Origin of the sequence: Ureibacillus sp. MALMAid1270, from assembly GCF_049202975.1 — a bacterium.
Classification (GTDB): Bacteria; Bacillota; Bacilli; order Bacillales_A; family Planococcaceae; genus Ureibacillus.
This window is the reverse complement of the sequence record NZ_JBMIRP010000024.1, coordinates 20,591-32,773: the sequence shown is the minus strand read 5'-3', so window position 1 is coordinate 32,773 and position 12,183 is coordinate 20,591. Positions and strand designations below refer to the sequence as shown.

The 12,183-nt window shown below is 31.5% G+C and carries 10 protein-coding genes; 9 read left to right on the top strand and 1 reads right to left on the bottom strand.

Features of this window, described 5'->3' with window-relative positions:
- Positions 1–44 precede the first annotated feature (44 nt).
- From ACOQFO_RS02170 to ACOQFO_RS02145, 6 genes are all read left to right on the top strand, one after another.
- Entirely contained in the window at positions 45–1,391 is a 1,347-nt protein-coding gene (locus tag ACOQFO_RS02170) for a hypothetical protein (RefSeq protein ID WP_421688077.1), read from the top strand.
- A 15-nt stretch (positions 1,392–1,406) separates the two neighbouring features.
- Positions 1,407–2,402, top strand: a complete 996-nt coding sequence (locus ACOQFO_RS02165; protein WP_421688076.1) for a glycosyltransferase family 2 protein — start codon at positions 1,407–1,409, stop codon at positions 2,400–2,402.
- A 55-nt stretch (positions 2,403–2,457) separates the two neighbouring features.
- Entirely contained in the window at positions 2,458–3,546 is a 1,089-nt protein-coding gene (locus tag ACOQFO_RS02160; protein ID WP_421688075.1) for a polysaccharide pyruvyl transferase family protein, read from the top strand.
- 50 nt (positions 3,547–3,596) lie between these two features.
- Positions 3,597–5,024 (top strand): lipopolysaccharide biosynthesis protein, encoded by a 1,428-nt coding sequence (locus ACOQFO_RS02155; RefSeq protein WP_421688074.1) that lies wholly within the window; start codon positions 3,597–3,599, stop codon positions 5,022–5,024.
- A 4-nt stretch (positions 5,025–5,028) separates the two neighbouring features.
- The gene (locus ACOQFO_RS02150) at positions 5,029–6,312 is read left to right on the top strand and encodes a hypothetical protein (protein ID WP_421688073.1); all 1,284 of its coding nucleotides are present in this window, start codon (positions 5,029–5,031) and stop codon (positions 6,310–6,312) included.
- A gap of 123 nt (positions 6,313–6,435) precedes the next feature.
- Positions 6,436–7,422, top strand: coding sequence for a nitroreductase family protein (locus tag ACOQFO_RS02145; RefSeq protein ID WP_421688072.1), 987 nt, complete (start codon positions 6,436–6,438; stop codon positions 7,420–7,422).
- A 162-nt stretch (positions 7,423–7,584) separates the two neighbouring features.
- Here ACOQFO_RS02145 and ACOQFO_RS02140 read toward each other — a convergent pair whose 3' ends face one another.
- Positions 7,585–8,082, bottom strand: a complete 498-nt coding sequence (locus ACOQFO_RS02140) for a hypothetical protein (RefSeq protein ID WP_421688071.1) — start codon at positions 8,080–8,082, stop codon at positions 7,585–7,587.
- Between the two features lie 647 nt (positions 8,083–8,729).
- Here ACOQFO_RS02140 and ACOQFO_RS02135 point away from each other — a divergent pair.
- From ACOQFO_RS02135 to ACOQFO_RS02125, 3 genes are all read left to right on the top strand, one after another.
- The gene (locus ACOQFO_RS02135; RefSeq protein WP_421688070.1) at positions 8,730–10,292 is read left to right on the top strand and encodes a YifB family Mg chelatase-like AAA ATPase; all 1,563 of its coding nucleotides are present in this window, start codon (positions 8,730–8,732) and stop codon (positions 10,290–10,292) included.
- A 71-nt stretch (positions 10,293–10,363) separates the two neighbouring features.
- Positions 10,364–11,125, top strand: a complete 762-nt coding sequence (locus ACOQFO_RS02130) for a transposase (RefSeq protein WP_421688069.1) — start codon at positions 10,364–10,366, stop codon at positions 11,123–11,125.
- Positions 11,126–11,698: 573 nt separating this feature from the next.
- Positions 11,699–12,139 (top strand): metal-dependent hydrolase, encoded by a 441-nt coding sequence (locus ACOQFO_RS02125; RefSeq protein WP_421688068.1) that lies wholly within the window; start codon positions 11,699–11,701, stop codon positions 12,137–12,139.
- Positions 12,140–12,183 lie beyond the last annotated feature (44 nt).

The following is a 12,183-nucleotide window of genomic DNA, read 5'->3' as shown; positions in this document are numbered from 1 at the left end:
AGCGCTCTATATGTTACATGTTCCAATTGAAAGAGGTAGATTTTTTGTATCCTTTTGGTTTATTTATTATTTTAGTAGTATTTTTTGTTTTTGTTAAAAAAAAGAACTTCAAGGAAATTTACGTCTCTTTATTAGCAATCACAATTTCTGTTGAATCGTTTGTTAACGTGGGTTATTTTCTAAGATTTGGTTCCTATGAGTTTACCTATTCTGAATTCCTGCTATTATTACTTGGTGTTCTTTCTATAATAATAATAATTAAGCAACCTTTAAACAAAGGTTTGGTTTTTTTCGGATTCCTCCTAGGATTTGTAGTAATAATAAGTAATGCTATGCTAATTATAAACCCAATTGATAAACCTATTGTTACTTATGGTATGGGTTGGGGTACTGGTGAATCAACAAACGCTCAATTTACGTTTCAGAGTATAAAAATGACATTAAGAATATTACTATTCATCTTAATCGCGATAGCTGCTATTAGTGTTATTAAAAAGAAGGACATAAATATTTTAAAGAAGTATTTTATAGGAACAGGTAATATTGTAATAATCCTAGTTTTAATTGAGTTCATAATTAAAAATATATTTAAAAGCAGTTTTTACAATACTGCAGTCAACTGGATATTCGGAATTGGAAATTCAACAATTACCGACTTATTAGTTAGAGACGGGATATTTTCGCTACAAGGACTAACGAGAGAGCCTTCACAGCTTTCGATAGGAATATTCTATTATTCATTTGTAATTATTTTATCAAAAGAGACTAACCGAAAAAACAATATATTTCTAATTATTGCAATAATAGAATTGTTACTTAGTAGAGCATTAATGGGTGTAGTTCTTGCAATTTGTATTATAGCTATCTATGCAGTAATTAATAAGAAAAAAATATTTGCTTTTATTATTATGGCTTGTACTTTTCCCTTTATTTTCTTTTCTGAATACTTTTCGTATTATTTAAATAGAATTATTAACAGTCTAATGTTATTTAAAGATGTAACACAAGTTGATTATACAATTTCAGAGCATGTTAGATTAATTAGTGTACTAGAAAATTTCGATTTGTTAGTATCTAGACCTTTTTTTGGAATTGGAGTAGGTACAAGTTATGCGTTTGGTTTCTTACCAACAATTATCTCTAATGTAGGTTTAATAGGGTTCTTCGTATGGAACATATTAATATTCTTTGTAATCGCAAAGATGAAAATTAATTTTGATAACTTCTTAATTATGATAGTAATGTATATGTCTTGGGTGACTGCCGGTGGCCTTAGCACAATGTATTCAATGGCTATTTTACTTTTAGCAATTCTTTTTAGAGGCAAGGTTTTGAATGAAAAAAATTCAATTCAACTAAATGAAAATTTCAGGGTAGAACAATCTTTTTAAAATGAAGGAGAAAGCATGAAGCCTTTAATTAGTATTATAATTCCTGTTTACAAAACTGAAGAATATTTAAGTGAATGTATTGATAGTATATTATCTCAGGATATAGATAATATTGAAATTTTACTAATAAATGATGGTTCCCCTGATAAATGTGGAGAAATATGTGAAGACTATGCGAGACGTGATTCAAGAATAAGAGTATTCCACAGGGAAAATGCAGGAGCCTCTGAGAGTAGAAATTATGGAATAAAAAATGCATTTGGAAGCTATATAATGTTTCTTGATAGTGATGATTTTTTAGAAGAAAAATGTATGAAAATAATAGAAGCAATAGTAAGTGAAAATAAATTAGATATAGTTTTAGGTAAATTTAATTATTATTATCAAAGTAAAAATGATAAAAGAACAGTTCCCTTTGAATATGATGCAAGTAAAGTAACCTTAAGAGAAGGAAAGGAAATTCTTTCATATTTATTTGATGAAATTCCAGAACAAACTTGGGCAGCATGGAGAAATATTTACAATAGGGAATTTATTTTAACCAATAATTTATTTTTTAAGAGAGATTTGGTTATAGGAGAAGATATTGATTGGTTCATTAAGGTTATGCTTTGTGCAAAAGTAGTGTCCTTTAATAACAACCCTCATGTCTGCTATAGGTTAGAGAGGCCTGAGTCTATAACTAATAGCTTAGATTTAAAGAAATGTACTGATTCCATAAATTTAAGTAAGTACTGGATAGACTTTGCTGAAGATAGTAAATTACCTCAGACAATAAAACAGAGTATCTACAACCGCTTTGCCTTTAACTTTGCTGCTGTTTTTTTACAGCTAAACAAGGTATCTAAATTAGAAAGAAAAAGTTTAATCAAGCTAATAAATAATAATATTAATTTATTAAATTACTCAAACAGAGCTAATATAAAACTTATTAAACTTTTTCAAAAAGTATTCGGATCTTTTATTACGGCAAAACTATTTGAGTTTAGAAGCCGTATAAAAAACTCTTAATTAATTATTTTTATTATATAAAACAAAAAGAAAAGACAGAATTTGAGGAGAAAACATGAAAAGGGTATTAACATTAACAATGCATAGTGCGCATAATTACGGTGCCGTATTGCAGGCATTTGCATTACAAAGCTATTTAATACAAAGAGGATATAAAAATGAAATAATTGATTATAGACCTGATTATATATCTAATGAATACAAAATAATACAATTAAAGCAAAATAATATTCCAATTCATAGGTCAATAGTCTCTTCTTTTATTTCATTGCCTTTTAGAATTCTTAAGAGTTATCGTTTTAATAAATTCATTAATGAGAATTTAAAACTTACTAATAATACTTTTAAGACTTATTCTCAACTTCAGGAAAGTAATCCAAAGGGTGATGTATATATAGTGGGTAGTGATCAGGTATGGAATAGTGACATTACTAAAGGTGTCGATCCTGCATTCTTTCTGGATTTTGTTACTTTTGGTAAGAAGGTTTCGTATGCTGCAAGTTTTGGAAAGGAATATGTTAAAAATGAAGAAAAGAATCTGATCAAAAAACATCTAGAAGTTTTTGATGCTATTTCTATAAGGGAAGAATCAGGACGAGGGATATTGGAAAACCTAGGAATTAAAAAGTCGGAACTTGTTGTAGATCCTGTGTTTTTACTTAACAAGGGAGATTATAATAAAATTTCAAAAAAGCCGAAAATAGATAAATATCTACTGATATATACATTGGAAAATGACCCTCTAGTTACACCGTTAGCCAGAAAGGTTGCAGAAGCGCGCAATTTAAAGATTGTATCAATTGGAAGTTTTATCAACAGGTACAAATCTGATTATCATATCAGAGCTGCAGGACCAGAAGAATTTTTAGGTTATTTTATGAATGCTGATTATGTAATAACCAACTCATTTCATGGAACAGCATTTTCAATTATTTTTAATAAGGATTTTGCTTCAATTAAATTAAATAATAAAAGAGGAACACGAATCGAAAATCTTTTAGAGATTACGGATAATAAGAATAGAGTGGTAGAAAGAAAAGAAGATTTTGGAAAAATCCTAGACTCTATTCCCTATCATTTTAAATCTATTAAGATTGAAGAAGTTGTTCAAAGTTCAAAGAATTTCATAAGTGAAAATATTTAATACTGCAGTATTATTAATATTATTGTGTACCTCCAAAAGGAGTATTTAATTTGAATAATGGTCTACTAAAATTAGGTCTACGAAATATTGTTTATGTTGTTACTTCACAAATTATTGCATATGTATTAAGTTTGTTAACTTCTTTCGTATTACCCAATTTTTTAGGTGTAACACATTTTGCTTACTGGCAGATTTATTTATTTTATAGTAGTTATTTTGCTGTGTTAGGTTTAGGTTTTGGTGATGGGATATACCTTAAGTACGGGAAATATGATTATAATGAGTTACCTAAACCCCTTCTCCATACCGCTTATAAGATCTATACTATAATGCTAATATTATTTGTTACTCTATTAAATATATTAATAAGTTTTGAGGCAGATCCAATGATGCAATTTGCTTATAGATTTGCTTCATTTACAATATTTATTTTAGGATGTAATAGTGTATTTATTATGATATATCAGATCACGAATCGTATGAAATTATACAGTTTTACTACAATAATTGACAAAATAACAATGATTACTGCTATTTCATTGTTATTTTTGTTCGATTTCAAATATTTTCAGATTGTTGTGGCTCTAGATGTTATATCGAAAATTATTGTCTTACTTATAAATATCTACAATTGTAAGGAAATTATTTTCACTAAGGGAGTATCTTTAGTAGAAGGTTTCAGAGAATTTAAGGAAAATATTAAAATCGGTATTAATTTGTTACTTGCAAATCTAGTGGGTATGCTTCTTATAGGATTAGGAAGAATTATTATTGAGCATACTAAAAGTATTGAAGAATATGGATTATATTCATTTGCAATTACTTCTACAAATTTGGCATTAATGTTTATAACAGCTATTAGTCTTGTGTTATACCCAATTATTGCTAGAATGACAGATACTCAAAAAATAACAAGTTTTAAGAGATTAAACTCAATGACATCCGTATTAATATTTAGTATGATGTTAGTTTACTTTCCAGTAAGATGGCTAATTGAAAATATAATGACTGAATATATTCCCACATTAGATTATTTATTTATATTATTTCCCATCGTAGTGGCTCAAAGTAAAATGCAGATTGTTAATAATACATTCTATAAAGTGCTTAGAAAAGAAAAAGCAATGCTATTGGCAAATTTATCTAGTATAGCTGTTTTCCTTGTTATTGGCATTCCTCTTTTTATAATTTTTGATAGCATTGAAGTAATAGCCGTAAGTACATTATTGACACTACTATGGCGTTGTTATTCTTCAGAAATTTTTCTTAAAAAGAAAATGGGTGGAATGTCCAATCTTAATATTATTGAAGAACTCTTAATAATAGCATCATTTATTTTAATAACATCAATTCTTAATGGAGTCCTTTCATTTATTATTTATTTAATAGTATTGGCTGTATATATCGTTCTAAAAAGGAACGACATAATTTTATTTATTAATGAAATTAAAAATTTGAAAAATAAAAGAGAGGTTTAAGTAATTGAAACATATTGTGTTTTTACTTTCGAACTATAAACCTAACATTACCGCTACAAGCAATTGTGCATTTAACGTAATTCAGTCTTTAAAAGGAAATTATGAAGTTTCTGTTATTTGCCTACATTATGGTGAAGAAAAGATTATTAAAGAAAGTATGGATGGTGTAAATGTAATAAGAATTAGGGATAATTATGCATATATTCTTAACCTTTTAAAGGGAAAATATCTTAGCTCAGAATCTTCCTATACTAAGGTTTTATTTGGAGTCATATTCAAACTTTTTAGGATACTGAACTATTTAGTGTTTTTAATTAAACCTACCAGTATAAGAAGAAGTATAATTAACAAGTTTTATGAAAATACAAAGGCTATTAATTTTGAAAAAAAGGTTTCTGCAATAATCCCTGTTTCTTTGGGGTATGAATCAGTTGTTGCAGGATATAAATTAAAATTAGACCAAAAGGAAACGGTATTTATTCCTTATTTGTTTGATCCATTTACTCAGAATATTGCTCTGCATAAGGGTTCATTTGTTACTAAAATAAGAAAAAAAAGGCACCTTGCGCTTGAAAAAAAAGTAATTGAAGCATCTGACAAGGTATTCATATTACCTCAGTTAGAAGAGATATTTTCCCAACCACCTTTCTCAGAACATAAATCAAAAATAGTTCTAACAGAGCATCCTTTACTAGGTAAAGTAGATAATAAAAATCTTTCACAGGTTTTTAGTCGAAACAACAAAATTAAAATTGTATATACCGGTGCGCTTTACCAGAAAATAAGAAATCCAGAGTACTTTTTGAATACTTTTAAAATATCAGGAATTAACAAAATATCAGAATTACACATGTATACAACAGGAGATTGTGATTCTATCTTAAATAAATTTATACCGTCTTTAAAAAATACTTTAATCTTACATGGAAGAGTTGCATTTGAAGAAGCACAGTCTGCAATGTATAACGCTGATATACTAATTAATTTAGGGAATAGCGTTTCTTATCAAATTCCAAGCAAAATTTTTGAATATATTGCCACAGGAAAACCTATAGTTCATATTTATTCTTTAGATGATGATAAAGTTATAGATATTTTAAAGGATTATCCGCTTGCACTATGCTTGAAATGCGATATTGAACAAATGGAAGAGAATTCTCAAAAACTCTTTAACTTTTGCACCTCGAACTTAGGTAGATCGATTGAGTACGAGGAAATTAAAGAATTGTATTCTGCTGCATTACCGGAGACTACTTCTAATTTGTTTTCCAAATACATTCATAAATAAATTAGCATTTTACAATTCCTTTTCAGTTTTGTTAGAAACTAGGATCAGTTGAGATATTGGTACTTATTTACAAGTGGAATATAATATTTTAGAAAAATTATAGAATTGGAAAGGCTGAGTACAATGAATAAATTTACATCTCAATCATTTAGAGAAAGTAAACCATATTTAATAGCTGCTTTAATAAAAAACTATTTAATAGATATGAAGAAGTTTGCTAAATTTTCGGGGGTTTTTAATTCTGTTAAAACACAAGAACACCACGAGGCAAGTTTAATTTTTTACTATCATAAAATTGAAAAGGGGTTATCTTTACCAAATCCAAAGCCCGGTTTTGGTAAAAAGCACGTTTATTTTTTAGTTGACTTATTAGTAAATTATACAAATAAATATGGATGGGATGAAGTTTCAATAGTTACCTTAAACACATTGTTTGCTTATCATGATTTTAATGTTAGAAGTGGTCAAACAATGGATGACCTCCTGAATAAAATTACTAACTTAAAAAATAAAGCGCCAAAAGAAAATAACCTGACAACTGGTGGTGTAACGGAACTATTTAGAACAGATATTCATAAGAAGTTTACTAATTTTAAAGAGTTTGCTTATTCTAGATATAGTATTAGAAATTTTACTCCAGATGAGGTCAGCTTAGATTTAATAAAAGAAGCTGTTGAAATTGCACAAAAAACTCCTTCTGTTTGTAATAGACAGAGTTCTAGAGTGTATGTTTACAGCGACGAACAATTAAAAAAAGAAGTGCTAAAATGCCAATATGGGAATGCAGGGTTTGGAGAAACTGCAAATAAAATTTTAATCGTAACCTCTAAGAGGGAAAATTTTGTAGCAGTCAATGAAAGAAACCAAGGTTATATTGATGGTGGAATGTATGCAATGTCTTTAATCTACGCTTTACATTCATTAGGCTTAGGAACATGTCCATTAAATTTATCTCTTGTTGATTCAAGTGAAAAAAGATTAAAAAGAACTGCAAAGATTAGTGATTCTGAAATTTTAATTATGATGATTGCAGTTGGTAAAGTGCCTGAAAAACTAAGGGTTGCCTCATCCCATAGACGTAATGCGTCAGAAGTAATGGAAATTTATTAACTTAACAAATTCTAAACATGTGAATGAACGGGGTTATACCCGCTGGGCTGTCTTATTCGGCAGCTTGGCGGGTGGCTTTTTTGGTTTCTATACTTTAATGCGTTAATTTGCTGATTTGAATACAGAAATGAACTACGCTTCCCCTGCATAATCCTCTGGTAACTATTCTTTTCCATATCTACACAATGACTCTTCTTTTACAATTTTACCCCATTCAAGATCAATGAGCATGACATATAAGTTAGCCCTGAGGGATAAAGGCGGTCTTCTCATAATCATATTAAATTCTCTCTCATCATTAACAACAATAGTGTATTTATCCGTATTAAATAACTCATACATTGAGATGCTACCGTATACAAAACTAAGGTTGAAAGAAGGACCTCTATGATTTCTATGAATACTAGGATAGAAATCTAAATACCACTTATTGTATCCCTCATAATCAATATTAAGACTCATATCGGGAAACCTAATTCTTCCTTCGGGTTTTTCCTTTTGTACACTCCATTCAAATGACTTTTCATACAGGTCGGCCAATATTATCTGAATAAACTTCTTATTTAATTCTTCTCTTTGTTTTCTATAGTTTAATGGAGAATCTTTTACTACTTCTCTATTTTCATAGGGGACAAGGGGACAGGTACCTCGTCCCACCATTTTTTTACAAATAACTCCATTGACATTTATTTCCCCACAGGACTAGGGTTATATTTTTCCAGAAAAAATGGTCGAAGACCACTTTCCATCAGCAATCTTGATTGAGCCAAAATGTGCAATCCTTAACTTTCTACTTTGGAAAAGGGAGCCGGAACTTACTGTTTATACGAACATAGATGAAATACTACCCGCTAATTTACAAATATATTAAAAGTAAATTCAAGGGTAGAATAAATTAACAATAATTTGTAAAATAGGAGTCAGAGGTGGTTGTGTTGAACAATATAGGACATATAACGGGACGAGGGGACAGGTACCTCGTCCCACCATTTTTTTACAGTGAACCCGAAATATAAAAATAATATACTTTATAGTACTGATACGAACAGCCTCAATCTATAGTTTTTGGATTGCAGGCTTAAGGGACGCGGGGACAGGCACCACGTCCCACCATTTTTTACAATTTAGGAACGGTACTTATAATAATTTGAATTTATATATTGTTCGTGAACGATTACTTTGCTGTATAAAGTTACTAATGTATTCTCTTTTTTTTACTTAAAAATAGAACGTACGTTCTTGACTTTTTATTTTGAGTCTTTTATTATTTATGTAAATAATTTGAATCTAAAGAAAGGATGATAGAGTTGGCTACTGTTGTTTCAAGTATTGGCTTGAAAGGGATTGAGGGCTACCGTGTGCAGGTTGAGGTGCAGTTAGTTCCTGGAGAAGGGGTGAGTATTGTTGGGCTTCCGGATACTTCGGTGAAAGAGTCAAGGGAACGGGTGATGGCAGCACTTTATTCATATGATTGTCAAATTATCGATCAAAAAGTGGTTATTCATTTATCACCTGCTGAACAAAAGAAAAACAGTCCAATTTTTGATCTAGCCATGGCTATTGGCGTGATGAATGAAGCTGGTGAGATTAAAGACAAGATTCCGAATGATGCTGCATTTTTAGGCGTTTTATCACTTGATGGCTCTATTAAATCAGTTGAAGGCATGCTTCCAGCGATCATTGCAGCGAGAAAGGAAGGTTTTAAGATTCTTTATTTACCTAGAATTCTGGATGTTCCTTTTGATTCAATCGATGGTATTGAATTTCGGTTTGTCGAAACACTTCAAGAAGTGATTGATTCTTTTTCAGGACAACTGTCTGCATCCTTTCATGCGCCAATCTCCTCAAATGAAACGGTGGATTCAACTCCACATACTTATGATAAGGACTTCAAAAGTATACTAGGACATAAACAAGCAAAACGGGCACTGGAAATCGCAGCTGCAGGTGGTCATAACGTGTTAATGGTTGGTCCCCCTGGTTGTGGAAAAAGTTTGCTTGCCGAAACATTTCCATCGATTCTTCCTCCTTTGACCCAAGAATCTCGATTTGAAGTGATGAGTATTTATCAATTGGCTGGACTACGTAACGCTTATCCATCAACTGCTCCTTATCGTTCACCGCATCATTCTGCATCTGCTGTTTCCCTCATAGGTGGTGGAACGCAACCAAAACCTGGCGAAATCTCTTTAGCACATCGAGGGGTCCTTTTCTTAGACGAAATGGCTGAATTCCCCAAACGGACATTGGATATGTTACGACAGCCAATGGAAACGGGCGTTGTTACCATTAGTCGAGCTGCCTCCACAGTCACTTATCCTGCCGAATTTTTGTTACTTGGTGCGATGAATCCATGCCCATGTGGTTATTTTGGTTCCAGGTCTCACTATTGTACATGCACACCTAAACAAATTACAGCTTATCATAACCGAATTTCTGGTCCCATTCATGACCGAATGGATATTCAATTAAAATTAGATACGGTTTCACTAGAGAATGAGACTTCTCAAGGAAACGAAACTTCAGAAATGATTCGAGCTCGAGTTATGAAAGCTCGCGACATTCAATTCGAACGATATGGCCAACAACTCCTAAATGCCAACGCTTCCAATGAGCTATTATTTGAATGTGCCAAATTAAGAGAAGATCAAGAAAACATGTTACGTATGTGGGGAAGTAAATACAACTGGAGTACAAGGGTTCAATTGAAAATTAGAAGACTTGCTCGAACGATTGCTGACTTGAATGGCAGTGAATTCATTACGAATGAAGCGATTTGGGAAGCCGTTACGATGAGGCGCACGCAAAATCTTCATATGCCAAAAGAAATGGTGACATCAGGAAAAATCGGTGGACGGGGAAGAGGCTAATCCTTTGTGTTGAAGACATTCATCTCGTTTTGGATATTAGTACTTACAATCATAGCTTGAGGTGATTTATTATGCCGAGAGAAGCAAGGAAAAAGAGCAGAACTGGTATTTACCATATCATCATGAGAGGGATCAATAAACAAACGATTTTTGAAGAAAATGAGGACAAACAGCGATTTTTAGAAATCTTACAAAAGTATCGAGAGATTAGCCAATATGTGCTTTATAGCTATTGTTTGATGGACAATCATATTCATTTGTTATTAAAAGAAGGGGAAGAGGAACTTTCAGTTGCCATGAAGCGAATTTGTTCTAGTTATGTCTATTGGTTTAATTGGAAATACGGAAGGTTCGGACATTTATTTCAAGAACGATTTAAAAGTGAAAATGTCGAAAATACCGTTTATTTCATAACTGTCCTGCGGTATATCCATCAAAATCCGTTGAAGGCAGGTTTAGTGTCGAACGTATTTGACAGTCAATGGACAAGTGTCAATGATTATCTCCACAATAGCAAAAATATCGATATCGATTATGGACTTCAATTATTTTCAAAAGATCGAACAAAAGCCATACAATTATATATCGACTATATGCAACAACAAAATAATGACCAGTGTTTAGAGGTTCACTACAACATTAAGAAAACCGATCAGGAAGTCAGGGACTATTTATATACGTTTGGCATTGCTAACTCAAGTCAACTGCAACAATTAGACAAAGCTCACCGAGATACTATTTTAGCAAAAGTTAAAACGTTAAAAGGGGTAAGCCTTAGACAATTATCAAGAATAACTGGTATATCCAAAAGTGTGATTGGGCGGATTAGGTGATGGGGGGCATAGGGTAAAGGAATACACACTACGCTCAGTATTTAGATAACCCTAGTGGGGGACAGTGGAAATCTCCCAACTATTATTTTTAAACTTGAATGTTAATGATAGAACAAATATAGGTAGTGATAGAGACGAGGGGACAGGAACCTCTTCCCAGTTTCTTTTGGAGTTAACAGGGACAGTGAACCTGTCCCTGTGTCTCCTAGGGGAAAAAAATTATCACTGAATGGCTATGTATTAAAGATTTAACAAGATTGGTTGAGTTAATTCATGAAGAAATGATACCATTCACAACCTACGAAGATGATAATGGTAAAATAAATATCTACATTCCAATAAGGATTTTAAAAGAATATAATTTTGTCCATTATCACTATCCAGATGACATTCAATAAAATATAAAATGCGAAACGATGCGTTTTTTCTTATTAGAGGGGATATGAAATAATCAGATTGCTCATTGCCGTTATAGGTGATGGGCTTTTATTTATGTTTCTATAGGTGAAAAGTTATATCCATAAATAACCAAGCATATCAATTAAATAAAATCATATGGGGAGCTTGGTTATATTGCGTTATAAAACACACATCGTAAGCTCGTTAACAGCAGGTGCTGGTTTGTCAATTATGTTAAATTATCCTTTTCATATTGGCTATGTAATTGGGATATGTTTTGGTAGCTTGCTGCCGGATATCGATGAACCGCGATCGTTCATCGATCGTAGATCCTTTGGTCTTTCTAAATATGTTAAACAAAGATATGGACATCGCGGTGTTACACATAGTTTATTTGCATGGATGCTTGTATCATTTGTTTTTTTAATCTACCCATCTTTCTTAACAGTTGGCATTTCATTAGGGTACCTGTTTCATTTAATCGGAGACTTATTTTCAGTACGAAGCATTCCTATTCTTGCCCCATTTAAACCAGTCCGTCCGAATCTCCCCTTTACATACAAAACAGGTAGTTTTACAGAGGACATATTACTCTACATTTTTACTTTTCTATAATTCTATTTTGTTTTTGTATTCGGAAAGCTTTATCCCTATTTGAT